Origin of the sequence: Burkholderia singularis, assembly GCF_001718875.1 — a bacterium.
Classification (GTDB): Bacteria; Pseudomonadota; Gammaproteobacteria; order Burkholderiales; family Burkholderiaceae; genus Burkholderia; species Burkholderia singularis.
The window spans coordinates 448,863-466,124 of record NZ_CP013448.1 but is presented as its reverse complement, the minus strand read 5'-3'; the positions used below and the strand labels follow the sequence as shown (position 1 = coordinate 466,124).

Sequence of the window (17,262 nt, the reverse complement as noted above, 5' to 3'; positions counted from 1 at the left end):
GGCTCCGCGCTTATTTCGCCTTCACGCGGCGCACGTGCTCTTCGAGTTCCGCGAACGACGGACGCTCGGTCGAGAACAGCACCTTGCGGCCGAATTCCACCGCGATCGCGGGCGCGTAGCCGTTCAGGCTCGCGAGGATCGTCACCTTGATGCACTGGAACATCTTGGTCGACTCCGCGACGCGCTGCTCCGCCAGGCTCGACAACGGGCCGATCAGGCCATAGGAAAGCAGGATGCCGAGAAACGTGCCCACCAGCGCCTGCGCGATCATCGCGCCGAGCACCGCAGGCGGCTTGTCGGCCGACGCCATCGTATGCACGACGCCCATCACCGCGGCAACGATCCCGAACGCCGGCATCGCATCGCCTACGCGCATCAGCGCATGTGCGGGGCCTTCGCCTTCCGCGTGGTGCGTGTCGATCTCCTCGTCCATCAGGCTCTCGATCTCGAACGCGTTCATATTGCCGCCCACCATCAGGCGCAGATAGTCGGTGAGGAATTCGACGATGTGCTTGTCGGCGAGGATCTTCGGGTATTGCGTGAAAATCGGGCTCTTCTCCGGCTCGTCGATGTCTGCCTCCAGCGTGAGCGTGCCTTCCTTGCGCGCCTTCGCGAGCAACACGTACAGGAGCCCCATCAGCTCCATGTAGATGTCCTTGTTGTACTTCGATCCCTTGAACAGCGACGGCAGCACGCGCAGCGTTGCCTTGATCGTTTTGAAGCCGTTGCCGAGAATGAACGCGCCGACACCCGCGCCGCCGATCATCAAGATCTCGACAGGCTGGACGAGCGCGCCGAGATGTCCGCCCGCCAGTGCGTAGCCGCCGAACACCGACAACACCGTCACGAGAGTTCCTAGGAAAATCAGCACTGCCTGTTCCTCACGAATGAGCAGCCGGGAGGCCGCCGTTAAGTGGTTTACGGCAGTCGAACCAAAAACTTTGGCGTGTGTGGGAATGCGCCGCAAACGCCGGCCTGCGCGGCGCCGGTCGACACGTGCGGCGCGGCGCGCCGGCACGCCGGCTGAAAGTGAACACCGCCCGCAGATACGGCCGAGCCGGGCGTCCGCACGGCGCTCGGCGGTGCGCGAGCACTCCCGCCTCATCCGCACGGCATCCGCCCGGGCGCGAGCGCTTCCGCCCTCTCGCCACGCCCGGCCGCGCCGCCTGCGCCATGCGTTACGCCGCGATCGCGGCCTGCCCGGCTTGGGCCGCCTTGCGGGTCTTGCCCGCGCGCGACGGCGGCTGACACAGGCCGCACACGTAACCGTGCTGCGGATCATGCGCGTGCGCGACAAAATGTCCGCCGCAACGCGTGCATGGCGTCGTCTGCAACATCCCCGAATCGAAGAAGCGCACCAGCGTCCACGCGCGCGTCAGGCTCAACGCCGGCTCGTCGCCCGACAGGCCGACGTGTTCGAGATACAGCCGATAAGCCTTGACGATCGCATGGATCGATTCGCAGCCCCCGTGCTCGCGCATGAATCGGTAGATGTTGTAAAACAGCGACGAATGGATGTTCGGCTGCCAGGTCATGAACCAATCGGCCGAGAACGGCAACATGCCCTTTGGCGGCGATGCGCCCTTCAGCTCTTTGTAAAGTTTGATGAGCCGATCGCGCGACAGGCTCGTCTCGGCTTCGAGTAACTGCAGCCGCGCGCCCAATTCGATCAGCTCGATCGCCAGGGTGATCTCCTTGACCTCGATCACCACGCTCTTGGAAGCCATCGTTACGCTCCGCTATTTCAATGAATCGGCTATGCGGCCGGCCGCGCCCACGCACGCGCATCCGGTGCGCGCGCCGCACGCCAGGCCGCTCAGCGCAGGCTTTCGACGGGTTGGCTGGCCATCAGGATCGCCGAATGGGCGTGGGCGACGGCGGCACTGCGGCCTTTATCGGCAAGCGACGACAGCAGGGTGTGGTCGTCGAAGCGAAAACGGCAAAGCATCTGATTCGACGCGGCAAGCTTGACGGTTTGCGCGAGCGTCAGATTGCCGAGCACGTCCGCGAGCGCTTCCGAGATCCCCATTCTGAACATACCCATCGCTTTGTCCTCGCGCAGCAACCGTTGAGCGAGCAGTAAGTAGGACAGATTGACTTCGTTGATCTCGGCGAGCATTTCGCTGGTCGCACCCATGATTCGATTTCCCCGTAAGAAAGCTTGGCCTATCGGTAATGCTTATGAAAACGTTTGCCAGATGACTCACAAACGCACGGGCGGTTGACCCGTTTATAGTCTTACAAGCATTTTGGACAATTGCCCGGTGTGCCGCTATCAGTGAAGGGGAATGCGCGTTGCCGGATTTGTCTGTAAACCGTGTAGGAATTTTTCTGACACGCGGCATGTTTTGGCCATGATGCGCGAATCGACGGCCGAACCGCTCCGATTCGGCCGCGGTGCGGTGCGATCTTCAATCCGGCGAGTCCCGTTTAGCGCAATCCACTCGCATTCGAAACGCTTTTTTTTATCTCTCGCTTTACTTCTTCGATGCTGATCGGCCGGTTTGGCGATTTCCGCGGATTTTCGCGTATTTCATCCTGTAACAAGGGTTAAGTGTTTGAAAAATCGCTCAGATACCGTCTGATCCATCCCGATAATGGGTCGAAACGACAGGTGCGGCGATGCTCGCCGCCCCTTCTCGCTTGCCCCGCGGCAAGCGCCCGCCGGCTCGGGATACGCACGGCCGGCCTTGCCCTCTTCGCCACGGAGTCTGCTCATGCGCATCGCCCAAATCGCCCCGCTCTATGAAGCCGTTCCGCCCAAGTTCTACGGAGGGACAGAACGTGTGGTGTCCTATCTGACTGAGGCGCTCGTCGAACTGGGCCATGACGTCACGCTGTTCGCAAGCGGCGATTCGGTCACCTCAGCCCGGCTCGAGGCCGCATGGCCGCGCGCGCTGCGGCTCGATCCGTCGATTCGCGACGCGATGGCACCCCATATACGGCTACTCGAGCAGGTCGCCCGCGTCGCCCATACGTTCGACGTCCTGCACTTCCACCTCGATTACCTGCCGTTCCCGCTGCTCTCGCGGATGAACGCGCCGTTCGTCACGACGCTGCATGGCCGCCTGGATCTGCCGGAACTGCAACCCGTGTTCGACGCGTTCCCGCACGTGCCCGTCGTCTCGATTTCCAATTCGCAACGCAAGCCGTTGCCGCAGGCCGGCTGGGCGGGCACCGTCTATCACGGGCTGCCCGCGACGCTTCTCACGCCACAGCCCGAACGCAAGCCCGAGTATCTCGCGTTCCTCGGGCGCATCTGCCCGGAAAAGCGCGTCGATACCGCGATCCGGATCGCCGCGCAAAGCGGCCTGCCGCTCAAGATCGCGGCTAAGGTCGACAAGGTGGACGAAGCATATTTCAAGGCCGAGATCGAGCCGCTCCTCGGCTCCGCGCACGTGGAGTTCGTCGGCGAGATCAGCGAGGCGCAAAAACCGGCATTTTTGTCAGGTGCAAAGGCGCTGCTCTTTCCAATCGACTGGCCGGAGCCGTTCGGTCTCGTGATGATCGAGGCAATGGCGTGCGGCGCGCCTGTCATCGCGTTCAACCGCGGCTCCGTGCCCGAGGTGATCGACGACGGCGTGACGGGTTTCATCGTCGAAGACGTGCAAGGCGCAGTGGGTGCGCTGCACCGGATCGACGAATTGTCGCGGGAAACAATTCGCGCACAATTCGAGATGCGTTTTAGCTCGCGCACCATGGCAGCGCGATATACCGACATCTACGAAACATTGCGCGAAACGGCCAAACAATCGCAATGGCGGCGGGTGGCGGCCGGCTGAGCGCCATTGCACCGCCATTGCCAGCCGCATGGCGGAAATTATATGTGCGGCATGCCGCGCGCATAGAAGAAAGCCGCATTGGCAAATGCGGCTTTCATTTCGTTAAATACAGAAATCAGCTGATCAAAAAACGATCGCGATTTTTTCCAGAGATCCAATGCGGCGGCTTGCCGCGACCACTCCAAGTACTACCGGTTTTCGGATCGCGATATTTGGGCGGCAACGGCCCTTTCTTCGGCGGACGCCCGCGCCGCGCACGCTCGGCAAATCCCAAATCTTGCGCCGTGAGGCCATATTCAACGATCTTCTCTTGCAATTCGGCGATCACAGCCTCGACCTCTCGGCGACGCGCCTCTTCCGCCTGTGCTTGCAATTCGGCAATCTGCGCCTTGATTTTCGCATATTGAGACATCTCAACTCCCTGTTTCATGATCTGCCTAGCGTTTCCAGCCTAGACACAAAGAATCTATATTGCAATCGGCATTGCCACGAAATTCGCTAAAAATATAATTTGTCTGATAAATTTAACAATTGCAAATGAAATACTGTTGCAATGCGGCGCTATTCTAATAAAAAGCATTGCCCATCAATGTCCATTTAACAATCGTTGACCCTTCACAATTCGCCAAATTTTCTATAATTCGGACGGTATTCGTGGATGCAGCTCTTCATTCCGGCTGCAATCCGCTTTCGATTCTCCATGACCAGGAACCTACTCCATGAAATTACCTCAACGTCTAGCAGCGGAAGTGTTCGGCACGTTCTGGCTCGTTTTCGGCGGTTGTGGCAGCGCCGTGCTGGCCGCCGCGTTCCCGAGTCTCGGCATCGGTTTTACTGGCGTGGCACTCGCGTTCGGCTTGACGGTCCTGACTATGGCGTTTGCGATAGGTCACATATCCGGCTGCCATTTGAACCCGGCGGTGAGCGTCGGCTTGACCGTTGCGGGCCGCTTCCCGGCGCGCGACCTGGTGCCCTACATCATCGCGCAGGTGATCGGCGCGACGCTCGGCGCGTTCGTGCTGTATCTGATCGCAACCGGCAAGCCCGGCTTCGAACTAGGCGGCTTCGCGACGAACGGTTATGACGCCCACTCGCCCGGCCATTACACGCTGGCCGCGGCCTTCATTGCCGAAGTGGTGCTGACGGGCTTCTTCCTGTTCGTGATTCTCGGTTCCACCGACAAGCGCGCGCCGGCGGGTTTCGCGCCGATCGCGATCGGTCTGTGCCTGACGCTGATCCACCTGATTTCGATTCCGGTCACCAACACGTCGGTGAATCCGGCGCGCTCGACGGGGCCGGCGCTTTTTGTCGGCGGCGATGCGATCGGCCAGCTGTGGCTGTTCTGGGTGGCTCCGATCGTCGGCGCGATCATCGCCGGCGTCGTGTATCCGCTGATCGCGGGCCGCGACGACAATTAACGCTATTGCAGCCGGCCTCGAGCCGGCCTGCCGCCGCCCCACTCCGGGGTGACGCGACAGAGAGGAGAGCGCCCGCCAGTCTCAACCAACATGCCGCGAGACGGTCGACGGGACGAAAAAAGGGCGCCGTGACGGCGCCCTTTTTCTTTGCCATTGAACTGCTTCGCTGTGCAACCGTGCCTTTCGGCAGAGCGAAAATCAGGACATCGCCTTATCCTCGAGCGCGAACAACGAGCGCAGATGACGTGCGACGCCCGCATCGAAGTTGTTGCCGATACGCGGCACGTCGGGCAACCGCGTGACGAGATCGGGATTCGCGTTATTCATCATAAAAGGGTGTCCGGCCGTCTCGAGTAAATCGATGTCGTTCATGTTGTCGCCAAACGCGACGCAGTGCGCCGGATCGATGCCGAGCCGATCGAGCACGACGCGCAGCGCGCGCCCTTTCGAAACGTTCGCCGTCATCACTTCGAGACAATCGGGCAGCGAATACGTGACATACAGTTCATCGCCGAAGCGGCGGGCGAGATTCGCCGATACGACCGCCAAATCGTCGGGTTCGCCGATGTAGAGCACTTTCGCGATATCGGCGCCGTCATGCGCGAGCAAATCGGCGACATCGTAGCGAAATCCGGAATCCTGATGGAATGCCAGCAGATGCGGCGCATCTCGATCGATTAACCAGCCGTCGTTAGTAAATAAATTAACGATGACTCGCCCGTGCGAGCCGACAAGCTCCGGCAGCACCAGTTGCCGCACGGTCTCGGCAGGCACATCCTGCGCGTGAATGCGCGTGTCGTCCGGCGCATGCACGCGCGCGCCGTTCGACGTGATCAGATACGGCCGAATCCCGAGCAGGTCGCGAATCCCGACAGCGTCCGCGTAGTGGCGTCCGGTCGCGATCACGAAATTCACGCCGTCGTCCGCGAGCCTGCGCACGGTGTCGATCGTGTATGGATCGAGCTGGTGGTTGCTGTTGAGCAGGGTTCCGTCGAGATCGGTAGCGATGACTTTATACATGGCGGACTTCGGGAGAAGCGGGACGCGAGGCAGGCAGACATTCTATCGCGCCGGCAAATGGGCCGCGAAGACACAAATCTTGCCCTTTCATTTTCCGCCCGCCGCCGTGATGCCGAGCCGCTGCGCTTGCCGTGCGGCAAGCCGCAGCGCGCCATGCGTGGAATCGGCAAGCGGCGCGACGAGCCGCGCACGGTGCGACTCGGGCACGACGCCCGCGAACGCGTTGGCGAGCCCGCCGCACAACGCGACGGGCAGTACCGCATCCGAATCGAGCGCATCGATCATCTTGCCGATCTCGATGCCTGCCAACTCGATCAGCGCGGCCGCGACGGGATGATCGCGATGTGCGAACACGACGGGCGCCACCCGCGCATACTCGGTTTGGTTCGCGTTGCACGACCAGACCACGAGCGCGTCGCGGTCGGTTGCGCCGGTATGCGCGATCAACGCCTGCGCAAACGCGTCAAGTGGCGCGCGTCCGTCGAGCGCCTGCTGCGCATATGACAGCGCGCGCAGCCCGAGCCACGCGCCGCTCGCTTCGTCGCCGCACGGAAATCCGTAGCCGCCGGCGATCCGGCAGACGCCTGCGGCGTCGAGCGCCGCGGCGATGCTGCCCGTACCGAGCGCGACGATCACGCCTGGCGCGCCGCCGTGAGCGCCAAGCACGGTCGTGTAAGCATCGCTTTCAACGGCGAGCGCGGCAACCGGAGGGGCGCTCGCGCGAAACGCATTCAGCCAGTCGTGATGATTGACGCCGGCCAGTCCGCAACCGAGTATGCAGCGCCGCCAATCAAATGTGGCGCCCGCGCGCGCATGGGCGTCGGCGCATGCGGCTTCGATCGAGCGCCATGCGGCGTCGACGCCGAGCGCGAGCCCTGACGGCCCGCCCACGCCTCGCGCCAACTCGTGCCCTTGGATATCGGCGAGCACTGCGCGCGTACCCGTGCCGCCACCGTCGATGCCGATCAAAAAAATGTCATTACTCATGGCTGCTTCGAGTCAGATCCGCTGTGATTCGTCGATGTATCGAGACGGAAGCTTAACCGCAACGGCCAGCCCCGCCCATCAGCCGAACGGCCAGGCTTGCGCGAGCAAGCCGTTACGTTATGCTGACGCGTCGCAATCGACGGCAGACGAGACAAACCGATGCACGAACGCTGTTGTTGGGTAAAAACCGAAGCGGATGCTCACTATCACGATACCGAGTGGGGCGTGCCGTCGCACGACGACCGGTATTTATTCGAAATGTTGATTCTGGAAGGTGCGCAAGCGGGCTTGTCGTGGTCAACGATCCTGAACAAGCGGGCCGGCTATCGCGCCGCATTTGCCGATTTCGATGTCGACAAGGTTGCGCGCTTCACGCCGAAGCAAATCGACGCGCTGATGCTCGATCCAGGCATCGTGCGCAACCGTGCGAAGCTCGAGGCGGCGGTTGCGAATGCCCGCGCGGTTCAGCAGATCCGCGCCGAGCACGGCTCGCTCGCCGCGTTTCTATGGTCGTTCGTCGACGACGTGCCGGTGCAGAACGCATGGGCGTCGTATCGCGGCGCGCCTGCGTCGACCGAGCGCTCCGATGCGCTCAGCAAGGCGCTCAAGCGTTACGGCTGCAAATTCGTCGGCTCGACGATCTGCTATGCGCTGATGCAGGCGATCGGCATGGTCAACGATCACGAAACGAGTTGCCCATGTCATGCGCGTTGCGCGGCACTCGGCAAGAAGATCGGTAAGCGGCACGCCACCGAGTGATTCGTCCGAATTTTATTGACCGCGAGTCCGCGCATCAGCGACGCCCAAACACCGCATCGAGAGCGAATCGTCATGACCGGCCGCCCAACCCGGCCACCAAAACAAAACGGCGATGCGAGTTCTATCGAACACGCATCGCCGCAGCGAGCGGAACCGCCCCGAAAACGCCTTAGTGGAGCTTCTTCGGCAGCATTTGGCTGCGCAGACGCTTGTGCAGGCGCTTCACGGCAGCCGCCTTCTTGCGCTTGCGCACGGCAGTCGGCTTTTCGTAGGACTGGCGCTCACGCAGCTCGGCGATCAGGCCGTTCTTCTCGATCGCGCGGCGGAAGCGGCGAATCGCCACTTCGAACGGCTCGTTTTCTTTCAAAAGAATCGTCGTCATGTCGTTCCTAATTTGCTTGATACGGTCAAAAACGTAGCGGCCAAGCGCCACGCACCGGCCTTCCGAGCGTTTCCACGAACGGGCGAAACGAGCGGGTAAAAGGCCTCGGAGGCCGGAAAAGAGAGGCGAAATGCACCGCGAAACGCTCGGCAACCGGTTGATCCCAGGCACCGCCGCATCACGTTTGACTGTCAGCAGACATGCCGAAATTGGCAAAGGCTTGACAGAAATCTCAATTCAGCCCGCCATCATAGCAGGTAAACATCGGTCAGGCCAGAGGTTTACCGCTTTTTCGTTTGGATGCCATATCGATGCGTTTGAGCAGGCTCTGCGGGTGCGCGCAATCGTATGCGTAAAAAATCGGGCCGAATCTGTTCGCGTCCCTCAAGTTTTGTTTGCGAGCGCCGAAATCCAGCACAAGGCGGCCGGCAAAGAACGAGTGCTCCCGCCCTCGCCAATGTTGGCACATGACGGGCTTTTCGGCTCAATCAGGAGAATTTCATGCTTGGAATCAATAGCAATATCAATTCGCTGATCGCTCAGCAAAACCTGAACGGCTCGCAAAGCGCGCTGTCGCAAGCGATCACCCGGCTGTCGTCGGGCAAGCGCATCAACAGCGCGGCGGATGATGCCGCCGGGCTCGCAATCGCCACGCGGATGCAAACGCAAATCACCGGCCTGTCCCAGGGCGTGTCGAACGCGAACGACGGCGTGTCGATCCTGCAAACGGCATCGAGCGGCCTTGCTTCGCTGACGAACAGCCTGCAACGTATCCGCCAACTCGCGGTGCAAGCGTCGAACGGCCCGCTGAGCTCGAGCGATGCGGCTGCGCTGCAGCAGGAAGTGGCGGTGCAGATCGCCGAAGTCAACCGTATTGCTTCGCAGACGAACTACAACGGCAAGAACATCCTCGACGGCTCGGCGGGCACGCTCAGCTTCCAGGTCGGTGCGAACGTCGGCCAGACGGTCAGCGTGGATCTGTCGCAAAGCATGTCGGCCGCGAAGATCGGCGGCGGCATGGTTCAATCGGGCCAAACGCTCGGCACGATCAACGTCGCGATCGACTCGGCCGGCGCCGCCTGGACGCCCGGCACCAGCACCGGCCAGGAAACGACGCAGATCAACGTTCTGTCCGACGGCAAGGGCGGCTTCACGTTCACCGACCAGAACAATCAGGCGCTGTCTTCGGCGGCTGTCACTGCCGTCTTCGGCGCGACGACCGGCGGCACGGGCACGCCGTCCGCGCCCGCGTTTCAGACGCTGACGCTCGCCACCGCCGCAACGAGCGCGCTGAGCCCGGCGCAGCAAGCGGCGGCGACGGCAATGGTCGCGCAGATCAACGCGGTCAATCAGCCGCCGACGGTCTCGAACCTGAACATCAGCACGCAAACGGGCGCATACGAGGCGATGGTGTCGATCGACAATGCGCTGGCGGCGGTGAACAACCTGCAAGCGACGCTCGGCGCCGCGCAAAACCGCTTCACCGCGATCGCGACGACGCAGCAGGCCAGCTCGACGAACCTGTCGCAAGCGCAATCGCAAATCCAAAGCGCGGATTTCGCGCAGGAAACCGCGAACCTGAGCAAGGCGCAAGTGTTGCAACAAGCCGGCATCTCGGTGCTCGCGCAAGCGAACTCGCTGCCGCAGCAGGTGCTGAAGCTGCTGCAGTAATCGCGCCGTAACCTGTACCGAACGACAGGCCGCGCTGTTCGGCGGCCAGTCTTTGTGCGGCGGTGCAAGTCCTCGTGGCCGCCGCACTTTTTTCCTTTCCGAATTTCGCGATTTTCGCCAGCGTATCGACTTGGCGAAGGGAGCCATCCGATGTCCACCCCCGTCTCCGGCACAACAAACTCAGCGCTGCAACAGCTCAAATCGGCGCAGCAGCAAGCGGCGCAGTCGATCATCAGCGGCGCGACCGGCAATTCGCAATTGGACGTGGGCACACTCGTGACCACGTTCGTCAATGCGAAGACGGCGGGGCAGGCCGCGGCACTGTCGGCTTCAGTGGCCGCCGACCAATCCAAACTGTCCGCGCTCGGCACGTTGCAAGCCGCGCTCTCCGCGCTGCAGGCCGGCATCGGCTCGCTCGGCGACGGCACGCTGACGCAAAAATTCGTCGCGAGCGCAACCGGCAACGGCCTCACGGCGACGACGGCTCCAGGCGCGGTCGCGGGCAGCTATTCGATCTACGTGAGCCAGGTCGCCGATTCGCAGACGCTGTCTTCCGGCGCATTCAATGCGACGCAGCAGCTCGGCACCGGCACGTTGTCGCTCACCGTCGGCGGCAAATCGACGTCGATCGCGATCGATTCGACGAACAACACACTGTCCGGCGTGGCTGCCGCGATCAATGCCGCGCCGAACAATCCCGGCGTGACGGCAACGATCGTCAACGGCACGGACGGCGCGCATCTGGTGCTGCGCTCGAACTCGCCGGGCGCCGCGAACGCGATCAGCGTCGGCGTCAGCAACCTGTCCGGCGACAACGGCTTGTCGAGCCTGGCGGTGACGTCGACGGCGAGCACCACGGGCGGCCAGTCGACGATCCAGTCGGGCGGCAGCATCGCGTGGAAGCAAAGCACGGCCGCGCAGGACGCGCAATTCACGATCGGCGGCATCGCCGCATCGAGTTCGACCAACACCGTGTCGGGCGCGATTACCGGCGTCACGCTGAATCTGTCGCAAACCGCCGTCGGCACGACACAGACGCTCAACGTGACGGCCGACACGGCCGCGCAAGCCACCGCAATCACCAACTTCGTCAATTTGTACAACACGGTGGTCGCGACCGTCGCAAAGTTGTCGGCGCTGTCGACCGACAGCAGCGGCGCGCAAAGCGCGGGGCCGCTGCTCGGCGACTCGGCGCTCAATACGGTCAGCAATTCGCTCGCGCGGATCGTCGGCGGCAGCGTCAAGACAGACGGCATGAACGTGTCGCTCGCGTCACTCGGCATCAAGTTCGCCGACGGCTCGACGTCGGGGCAGCCGGACGGCTCGCTGACGATCGACACGGCCAAGCTCAATACGGCGTTGCAAAGCAATCCGTCGTCAGTCGCCGCGCTGTTCAACTCGACGAACGGTATCGGCAAGCAGTTGAACGACTCGATCCAAAACACGGTGCAGACGGGCGGCATCTTCGATATCCGCACGAAAGCGCTGAACCAGGATCTGAAAAGCCTTGGGCAACAGCAGGCGCAGCTCACGAGATATGCATCGCTGCTCACCGCTCAGTACAACGCGCAATTCACCGCGCTCAATTCGCTGATGGCGAAGATGAACTCGAATTCGAACTATCTGACGCAACTGTTCGGCGGCACGAACAGCGCCGGCGCGCTCGCGAACAACAAGTAACGGGGCAGACGCGATGAACCAGCCGAATCAGTCGACTCTGGACCAGACGTCCTTGATCGAGCGTGTGCTGTCGATCACCCGCGAAATCGATCAAGCGGTGCAGTTGGCCAATTGGTCCGAAGCGGCGCGCCTAGCCGACGAGCGCTCGCCGCATCTGATGTCGATCACGGGCGAGCAGACGCCCGCCGCGCTCGCGCTCGTGCGCCAGATCCAGGCGATCGATGCGGCGCTCGTCGCCAACGCGAAGGCCGCGCAGGCCGAACTGCAGGTCGAATACCGGAATGCGATGGACCGGCTGGGGGCGGCAAGCGCCTATCAGGCGGCTGCGCAATTTTGACGGTTTTCCTGAATCGACAACTATAAATCACGCGTTTCGTCGCGTGCTCGTTCAACTCCCGCCCGCCGCAAGGCGGGTTTTTTTGTCCGCCCTTCTTTTCGTTGCCCTTTCCGATCGCTTTGTCGATCGGCCGTTGCGCGGCCATCTGTCGTATCGGCAACCGGTTCGCGCGCTTCGCTGGGTTTCGGGTATGGCGTGAGCATTGGCGCTCGGAATGGGCGGGAACGCGTGAATTCGAGCCGCGCGACTATGACGCGCGACGCGCGGACACGGCCCGCGTTCGGACGGCGGCACCGCGTGCCGACGCGCGCTTGACGGCTGTTTTCCGTTGTGAATCACTGGAATTTTACGCATATGACGGAGGCGGCCATGTCCGTCGCAACGTGGCTCGCGTTCGCTGGCGCGAGCATCGTCCTGCTGATGATCCCCGGTCCGACGATCCTGCTCGTGATCGGCGATTCGCTCGCGAATCGCAACCGCTCGCCGTGGAGCACGGTGGCAGGCGTCGCAGCCGGCGACACTACCGCGATGGCGATCTCGCTGGCCGGCGCGGGAGCGCTGCTCGCGATGTCGGCCGCCGCGTTCACGGCGCTCAAGCTCGCCGGCGGCGGCTATTTGATCTGCCTCGGCGTGCGGTCGATTCTGCATGCGCGACGCAGCGGTGCGACGACGGTGCGCATGCAAAACCGCTCCGCCGCGCGGTGGTTCCTGTCCGCATGGGCCGTTACCGCGCTGAACCCGAAAAGCATCGTGTTCTTCGTCGCGTTCGTTCCGCAGTTCATTTCGCCGCACCAGACTTTCGTCCGGCAATGCGTGGTGCTGCTGCCGACCTTCGTTTGTCTCGCGGCCGTCAATGCCGCCTGCTATGCGCGCATCGCGCGCTTTGCGGCAACGCGGCTGACGGGCGCCGCCGCGCAACGCCGCTTCGGCTATGGCGGCGGCGCGGCGCTGATCGGAGCCGGCACGCTGACACTCGGGATGTCGAGTCACTGATGCCGCCGTATTTCGCGCGTTGCATGCGATGCCGGCACGCCGGGACATGCGTGCACCCGCAGCGCGGTGCGCACCGCTCAGGCGGCTGAAACCGGCGCGCCCGATAACGCAAAGGCTGCCTCGGCAAAGGCGGCACGCCGCCGACCGCGCACCGCTGCCTCTGCGTCAGCCGAGATCGAGCGCCGCGGTGAGATCGCCCGGCGGCACTTCGCCGCGGGCCACGAACGCGCGCGTGCGCGACGCGACACCGTCGAGCGGCCTCAACCCGTGCACGCGCGAGATGAAACGCAAAATCGAGTTCGTGTCGTACAGCGTATGGTCCACATAGCCCTGTTTGGCGAACGGTGAAATCACGAGCGCAGGAATCCGCGAACCCGGCCCCCAGCGGTCGCCCTTCGGCGGCGCGACCGGGTCCCACCATCCGCCGTTCTCGTCGACCGTCAGGATCACGACCGTATGCGCCCATTGCGGGCCGCGCCGGATATGGTCGATCACGGTCGCAATATGCCGGTCGCCCGATTCGACGTCCGCATAGCCCGCATGCATGTTCAGATTGCCCTGCGGCTTGTAGAACGTAACGGCGGGCAGGCGGCCGGCATCGATGTCGGCGATCAGGCGGTTGGTCGACGGATCGTCGCCCAAGCCCGCGTCGCGCAGATGCCGGCGCCGCGCCTGCGTGCCTGGCGCATAGTTCACGAAATAGTTGAACGGCTGATGGTGATACTGGAAATCCGGCACCGCGCCCGTGTCGCGATGCTCGAGCGCGTACTGCCATGCGCCGCCATACCACGCCCAGTCGACACCCTTCTCCGACAATCGGTCGCCGATCGTCGCGTAACGTTGCGGCGGCAGCACGCGCGGGTCGGACGGATCGGCATAAGCCGGATCGCCGTCCACGGGCGGCCGCACGCTGCTCGGCTGATACGGCGGTGCCATCGTGTTCACCGCGTAGCCGTCCGGCGTGAACAGCCCGTCGTTCTCGAACTTCGGCGGGCCATCGAGCGCCGAGGCGGGCGAATCCGCCGCGAGCTTGAGCCGCGTGCCCGTCGGGTCGTCCCCTTCGATGACCGACACCAGATGCTTCGCCGGGCTCATGTGGACGTCCGGATAAAGCGGCGCTTGCGCGGAAATCAGGAAGATGTGGTTCAGCCACGAGCCGCCGAACGCGGCCATGAAAAAGTTGTCGCAAAGCGTGTATTGCCGCGCGAGGCTCCAGAGCCGCAATGTGTCGGCCGAGTTCCGGTAATGACCCATCACGAGCGCGCCGGAATCCGCCCAAGCGACGAACTGGTCGTTGCGCCCCGCGTTGATCTGCATCTGGTTCTGATAGAAGCGATGCCACAAATCGCGCGTGATGACGCCGTTCGGCAGCGGCCTGCGTTGCGCGTCGGGAATCACGAACGGCGCGTTGGGCAGCCCCGTGATGTCGCCCTCGCCGATCATGTAGCGCTTGCCGTCGACAACCTGCGCCTGCGGCACGAGGCCGCCCCAGATCGCGGGCAGCGCAGGCAGCGGCGTCTTGCCGTCGCGGTCGAGTTGGATGTAGCGCGGCGGCGGCACGGTGCGCAACGGATGCCGTACTCCCGGAAAATCGCCGAATAGATTGGCGAAGCTGCGATTTTCCGCGTAGATCACGACAATGTTGCGCACTTGCTGACGCAGCGCGGCGTCGAGCCGCAGATCTTCGGTCGAGCGCGGCTCGGCCTGCGCGTTCGTCTCGCAGCCGCCCAGCGCGACGCTTGCGCCGAGCGCGGCGATGCCGCCGAGTATGCGGCGGCGCTCGGGATCATTCGGAAGATCGTCGGCGGGAAGATCGGGACGCTGGGTCGACGGGGAATGCGGGTCGGTCACGGCTGCTCCTTGTTCTGGTTTGTCATCGGGGTCGGTCGTGCATCGTCACAAAAATGACACATTCGTGACTATAACGCGTCACCTTCGGCAAACCCGGCGCAAAAGCCCATGAAATCGCAAGCGGTGGCCGATGCCGGCGGCCGTGGCCGCCCCGCCGGCACCAGCCCAACGCAGCCCGGCCTGCCGATTGCACTGCCGGGGCGCGTTGGGCCTGCGCCGACGGCGCCGAGCCGCGTCAGTCCGTCCCGTACTTCGGCGAATGCGGGCCGTACAGCAGCCCGCCCGGCTGGCCGGCCGACAGCAGGCGGCTGCTCGTCAGCCCGGCGACATCCACCGCTTCGTCGGTCAGCGTATGCGCGATCTGCTTGATCGCCGCCTGCGCGAGCGCGCCGATCAGCCCGCCCACGCCGACGTTCACGTTGCCGCCCAACTCCTTGCCGGTTGCCCGGCCGATGCCCTGCCACAGCACGTCGCCCGTATGCAGATCGACCAGCTTCGCGGATGCTGCGACGGCCGTCGTGCTGTCGAGAATCGTGTAGACCGAACCGTACTGGGTCACCGTCGTGTATAGCGCCGCGTCCGCCCCGAAAATCTCGCGCAGCTTCGCGGCCGGCACCGTCTGGATGTCGGCCGCATTCGTCAGCCCGTTCTGCTTGAAGGTCTCCTCCATCACGGCGACGGGCACGACGTAATAGCCCGCCTCGGCCACGGGCAACGTCATTTGCGACAGCACGCCATAGGTCGCCTTCACGTCCGACGTGTCGTTTTGCGGCGGCAGCAGCAGGATCGAGCGCGGCTGGCTCTTCTTGAACGCGGTGTAATCGACATGCTGCGCCGGCGCCGCGCATGCAGCGAGCAGCACGAGCACGGACACGGCCGACAGCAGTCTTGCGGAAATGAACTTGAGCATCGCGGATCCTTATTGTTGTTTGGATTTCTTCTTCAGCAGGAAGTCCATGTAGGCCGCCGATTCGGGAAATGCTTCCTTTTCGGCCTCGAACGCCTGCACGGCTTGCTGCTCCTTGCCGACGCCGGCATACAGCATGCCCAGATGCGCCTCGAAACCGGGCGGCGGCCGGTTGCCTTTCGCGCGGATCTTTTGCAGCGCCTGCTCGAGCGCGCCGATCTGCTCTTCCGGGCTCTTTTGCCCCTTGAAGTACTCGTAGACTTGCGGCTGATAGCCGTCCCACTGATAAAGCGGCTTCGGTTGATTCGCCGCGCACCCCGTCAGCAGCGCAACAGCGGCCGTCACCGGCACGCATGCTGCCGTGCTGAATTTTTTTTTCTTCGTTGTCATGGTTGATGAGTCGATGGATGGAACGATCCGGCTCGCGCCGTTCATTTGCCGGACGCAAGCGCGCCGGAGTCGACCTGTTCGGCCAGATGATCGACGGCTTCCTGAATCGCGAGATCGAGCACCTTGCCGTTGAGCGTCGAGTCATAACCGGCCGTGCCGCCAAAGCCGATGATCTCGCGGTTCGACAAGCTGTATTCACCGGCGCCCTGGCTCGACAGGACCACTTCCGACGTGCCCGTATCGACGACGTTGAGATTCACCTTCGCGTAAGCGATCTGGCTCTTGCCGCGCCCGAGAATGCCGAACAGCTGCTGATCGCCGACTTCCTTGCGGCCGAACTCGGTCACGTCGCCGGTCACGACGTAATGCGCGCCCTTCACGTTCTGGCGCTGCTTCAGAAAGGCCGCTTCCTGCTTGATCTCGTCGAGATTTTCGCGATCCAGCACGTTGAAGCGGCGGCTCTGCTGCAGCTTGGTGACGAGAATCGTCTTGGCCTGGCCGCCGAGGCGATCGACGCCGTCGGTGAAGATGCCGCGCATGTAGCTGGAGCGGTTGTCGAACTTGCCGACCGCGATCTGAACCGGCTTGCCCGCATACGGCTTTTGCGCGCTAGGCGTCGGGGGCACGGCGAGCGTGCGCGACTCCTCGGTGGCACAAGCGCAAAGCGCGACGGCGGCAGCCGTCATGAGCAGCGTCACATAGGATTTTGAAGTTTTCAAACGATGAGTCCTCCAGGGAAAGAGCCAAAAAACGAGCGGGCGACGCCGCCGGCGGGGTGCCGCCTGCCGGCATGCGTGAACGACAAGCAACGCGGCGCCGTCCATTCGCCGGTCTATCCGGCGCGTGGAAAACACCGGCGCAACGCATGCGACGGCTCGCATGACGGACGGCACCGGCCGTGCGTGCGTCCCGCTACCCGCTTCACGTGAAGCGAACGCGTGGCCACGCGCAGTGAAGCGTCAGATGCGTCAGATAAGCGGTGAAAGGGGATGGGCGAATCGTGCGGTTGCGCGATTCGCGGCGGACGTGTGGGCATGCGCGGCAGCGCGCGCAAACGCATGACGGCGAACCGGTCGGCCTGCCGC

At 63.3% G+C, this 17,262-nt stretch carries 19 protein-coding genes; 8 read left to right on the top strand and 11 right to left on the bottom strand.

The features are described from left to right. Positions 1-10: 10 nt before the first annotated feature. From motA to flhD, 3 genes are all read right to left on the bottom strand, one after another. Positions 11-871: a flagellar motor stator protein MotA gene (motA, locus tag AQ611_RS02125; protein WP_059516167.1), complete on the bottom strand. Its 861-nt coding sequence runs from the start codon at positions 869-871 to the stop codon at positions 11-13. 307 nt (positions 872-1,178) lie between these two features. Beyond that, positions 1,179-1,727, bottom strand: coding sequence for a flagellar transcriptional regulator FlhC (gene flhC / locus AQ611_RS02120; RefSeq protein ID WP_059516165.1), 549 nt, complete (start codon positions 1,725-1,727; stop codon positions 1,179-1,181). An 89-nt stretch (positions 1,728-1,816) separates the two neighbouring features. Beyond that, the gene (gene flhD / locus AQ611_RS02115; protein WP_069233612.1) at positions 1,817-2,137 is read right to left on the bottom strand and encodes a flagellar transcriptional regulator FlhD; all 321 of its coding nucleotides are present in this window, start codon (positions 2,135-2,137) and stop codon (positions 1,817-1,819) included. A gap of 580 nt (positions 2,138-2,717) precedes the next feature. Here flhD and AQ611_RS02110 point away from each other — a divergent pair. Further along, positions 2,718-3,782 (top strand): glycosyltransferase family 4 protein, encoded by a 1,065-nt coding sequence (locus tag AQ611_RS02110; RefSeq protein ID WP_059516161.1) that lies wholly within the window; start codon positions 2,718-2,720, stop codon positions 3,780-3,782. A 115-nt stretch (positions 3,783-3,897) separates the two neighbouring features. On the opposite strand, the gene AQ611_RS02105 is transcribed toward AQ611_RS02110, so the two are convergent. Next, positions 3,898-4,194 (bottom strand): H-NS histone family protein, encoded by a 297-nt coding sequence (locus AQ611_RS02105; RefSeq protein ID WP_059516305.1) that lies wholly within the window; start codon positions 4,192-4,194, stop codon positions 3,898-3,900. Positions 4,195-4,501: 307 nt separating this feature from the next. On the opposite strand from AQ611_RS02105, the gene aqpZ reads away from it, so the two are divergent. Beyond that, positions 4,502-5,200, top strand: coding sequence for an aquaporin Z (gene aqpZ, locus AQ611_RS02100; RefSeq protein ID WP_059516159.1), 699 nt, complete (start codon positions 4,502-4,504; stop codon positions 5,198-5,200). Positions 5,201-5,398: 198 nt separating this feature from the next. Here aqpZ and AQ611_RS02095 read toward each other — a convergent pair whose 3' ends face one another. Both AQ611_RS02095 and AQ611_RS02090 read right to left on the bottom strand, forming a co-directional pair. Further along, on the bottom strand, positions 5,399-6,220 hold the full coding sequence (locus AQ611_RS02095) for a Cof-type HAD-IIB family hydrolase (RefSeq protein ID WP_069233611.1): 822 nt from the start codon (positions 6,218-6,220) through the stop codon (positions 5,399-5,401). Between the two features lie 87 nt (positions 6,221-6,307). Then, complete coding sequence (locus tag AQ611_RS02090; RefSeq protein ID WP_069233610.1) at positions 6,308-7,207, bottom strand: glucosamine kinase nucleotide-binding domain-containing protein; 900 nt, start codon at positions 7,205-7,207, stop codon at positions 6,308-6,310. Positions 7,208-7,366: 159 nt separating this feature from the next. Between AQ611_RS02090 and AQ611_RS02085 the strand changes: the two genes are divergently transcribed. Further along, positions 7,367-7,966, top strand: coding sequence for a DNA-3-methyladenine glycosylase I (locus AQ611_RS02085; RefSeq protein ID WP_059516152.1), 600 nt, complete (start codon positions 7,367-7,369; stop codon positions 7,964-7,966). Positions 7,967-8,135: 169 nt separating this feature from the next. On the opposite strand, the gene rpsU is transcribed toward AQ611_RS02085, so the two are convergent. Continuing rightward, positions 8,136-8,348 carry a 30S ribosomal protein S21 gene (rpsU, locus tag AQ611_RS02080; protein WP_006401410.1) on the bottom strand — a complete coding sequence of 71 codons (213 nt, stop codon included), beginning with the start codon at positions 8,346-8,348 and terminating at the stop codon, positions 8,136-8,138. A 130-nt stretch (positions 8,349-8,478) separates the two neighbouring features. Here rpsU and AQ611_RS26025 point away from each other — a divergent pair, with 130 nt between their 5' ends. The 5 genes from AQ611_RS26025 (at position 8,479) to AQ611_RS02060 (ending at position 13,029) form a co-directional block, all read left to right on the top strand. Then, a complete protein-coding gene (locus AQ611_RS26025) occupies positions 8,479-8,883 on the top strand; it encodes a hypothetical protein (RefSeq protein ID WP_180978125.1) in 405 nt (134 codons plus the stop codon). Further along, positions 8,850-10,019: a flagellin gene (locus AQ611_RS02075; protein ID WP_059516150.1), complete on the top strand. Its 1,170-nt coding sequence runs from the start codon at positions 8,850-8,852 to the stop codon at positions 10,017-10,019. Before AQ611_RS26025 ends, AQ611_RS02075 begins: the two co-directional genes overlap by 34 nt. Positions 10,020-10,169: 150 nt before the next feature. Further along, complete coding sequence (fliD, locus tag AQ611_RS02070) at positions 10,170-11,699, top strand: flagellar filament capping protein FliD (protein WP_069233609.1); 1,530 nt, start codon at positions 10,170-10,172, stop codon at positions 11,697-11,699. Positions 11,700-11,712: 13 nt separating this feature from the next. Beyond that, positions 11,713-12,036: a flagellar protein FliT gene (gene fliT, locus AQ611_RS02065; RefSeq protein WP_069233608.1), complete on the top strand. Its 324-nt coding sequence runs from the start codon at positions 11,713-11,715 to the stop codon at positions 12,034-12,036. Positions 12,037-12,405: 369 nt separating this feature from the next. Then, positions 12,406-13,029 (top strand): LysE family translocator, encoded by a 624-nt coding sequence (locus tag AQ611_RS02060; RefSeq protein ID WP_069235096.1) that lies wholly within the window; start codon positions 12,406-12,408, stop codon positions 13,027-13,029. Positions 13,030-13,194: 165 nt separating this feature from the next. Here the strand turns inward: AQ611_RS02060 and AQ611_RS02055 are convergent, their stop codons facing one another. The 4 genes from AQ611_RS02055 to AQ611_RS02040 form a co-directional block, all read right to left on the bottom strand. Next, entirely contained in the window at positions 13,195-14,880 is a 1,686-nt protein-coding gene (locus AQ611_RS02055) for an acid phosphatase (RefSeq protein ID WP_069233607.1), read from the bottom strand. 235 nt (positions 14,881-15,115) lie between these two features. Next, the gene (locus AQ611_RS02050) at positions 15,116-15,790 is read right to left on the bottom strand and encodes a DUF799 domain-containing protein (protein ID WP_069233606.1); all 675 of its coding nucleotides are present in this window, start codon (positions 15,788-15,790) and stop codon (positions 15,116-15,118) included. 9 nt (positions 15,791-15,799) lie between these two features. Further along, complete coding sequence (locus AQ611_RS02045; RefSeq protein ID WP_069233605.1) at positions 15,800-16,177, bottom strand: DUF4810 domain-containing protein; 378 nt, start codon at positions 16,175-16,177, stop codon at positions 15,800-15,802. A gap of 41 nt (positions 16,178-16,218) precedes the next feature. Further along, on the bottom strand, positions 16,219-16,863 hold the full coding sequence (locus AQ611_RS02040) for a CsgG/HfaB family protein (RefSeq protein ID WP_102720123.1): 645 nt from the start codon (positions 16,861-16,863) through the stop codon (positions 16,219-16,221). Between the last annotated feature and the right edge of the window lie 399 nt (positions 16,864-17,262).

What these genes read in the sequence shown, in the direction of transcription:
- AQ611_RS02085 (WP_059516152.1), top strand. Translation starts at nt 7,367, where the DNA reads ATGCACGAACGCTGTTGTTGGGTAAAAACCGAAGCGGATGCTCACTAT.
- AQ611_RS02040 (WP_102720123.1), bottom strand. Translation starts at nt 16,863, where the DNA reads ATGACGGCTGCCGCCGTCGCGCTTTGCGCTTGTGCCACCGAGGAGTCG.
- AQ611_RS02110 (WP_059516161.1), top strand. Translation starts at nt 2,718, where the DNA reads ATGCGCATCGCCCAAATCGCCCCGCTCTATGAAGCCGTTCCGCCCAAG.
- AQ611_RS02075 (WP_059516150.1), top strand. Translation starts at nt 8,850, where the DNA reads ATGCTTGGAATCAATAGCAATATCAATTCGCTGATCGCTCAGCAAAAC.
- flhC (WP_059516165.1), bottom strand. Translation starts at nt 1,727, where the DNA reads ATGGCTTCCAAGAGCGTGGTGATCGAGGTCAAGGAGATCACCCTGGCG.
- AQ611_RS02090 (WP_069233610.1), bottom strand. Translation starts at nt 7,207, where the DNA reads ATGAGTAATGACATTTTTTTGATCGGCATCGACGGTGGCGGCACGGGT.
- AQ611_RS26025 (WP_180978125.1), top strand. Translation starts at nt 8,479, where the DNA reads ATGCACCGCGAAACGCTCGGCAACCGGTTGATCCCAGGCACCGCCGCA.
- AQ611_RS02045 (WP_069233605.1), bottom strand. Translation starts at nt 16,177, where the DNA reads ATGACAACGAAGAAAAAAAAATTCAGCACGGCAGCATGCGTGCCGGTG.
- flhD (WP_069233612.1), bottom strand. Translation starts at nt 2,137, where the DNA reads ATGGGTGCGACCAGCGAAATGCTCGCCGAGATCAACGAAGTCAATCTG.
- AQ611_RS02095 (WP_069233611.1), bottom strand. Translation starts at nt 6,220, where the DNA reads ATGTATAAAGTCATCGCTACCGATCTCGACGGAACCCTGCTCAACAGC.
- rpsU (WP_006401410.1), bottom strand. Translation starts at nt 8,348, where the DNA reads ATGACGACGATTCTTTTGAAAGAAAACGAGCCGTTCGAAGTGGCGATT.
- fliD (WP_069233609.1), top strand. Translation starts at nt 10,170, where the DNA reads ATGTCCACCCCCGTCTCCGGCACAACAAACTCAGCGCTGCAACAGCTC.
- AQ611_RS02050 (WP_069233606.1), bottom strand. Translation starts at nt 15,790, where the DNA reads ATGCTCAAGTTCATTTCCGCAAGACTGCTGTCGGCCGTGTCCGTGCTC.
- AQ611_RS02105 (WP_059516305.1), bottom strand. Translation starts at nt 4,194, where the DNA reads ATGTCTCAATATGCGAAAATCAAGGCGCAGATTGCCGAATTGCAAGCA.
- aqpZ (WP_059516159.1), top strand. Translation starts at nt 4,502, where the DNA reads ATGAAATTACCTCAACGTCTAGCAGCGGAAGTGTTCGGCACGTTCTGG.
- fliT (WP_069233608.1), top strand. Translation starts at nt 11,713, where the DNA reads ATGAACCAGCCGAATCAGTCGACTCTGGACCAGACGTCCTTGATCGAG.
- AQ611_RS02060 (WP_069235096.1), top strand. Translation starts at nt 12,406, where the DNA reads ATGTCCGTCGCAACGTGGCTCGCGTTCGCTGGCGCGAGCATCGTCCTG.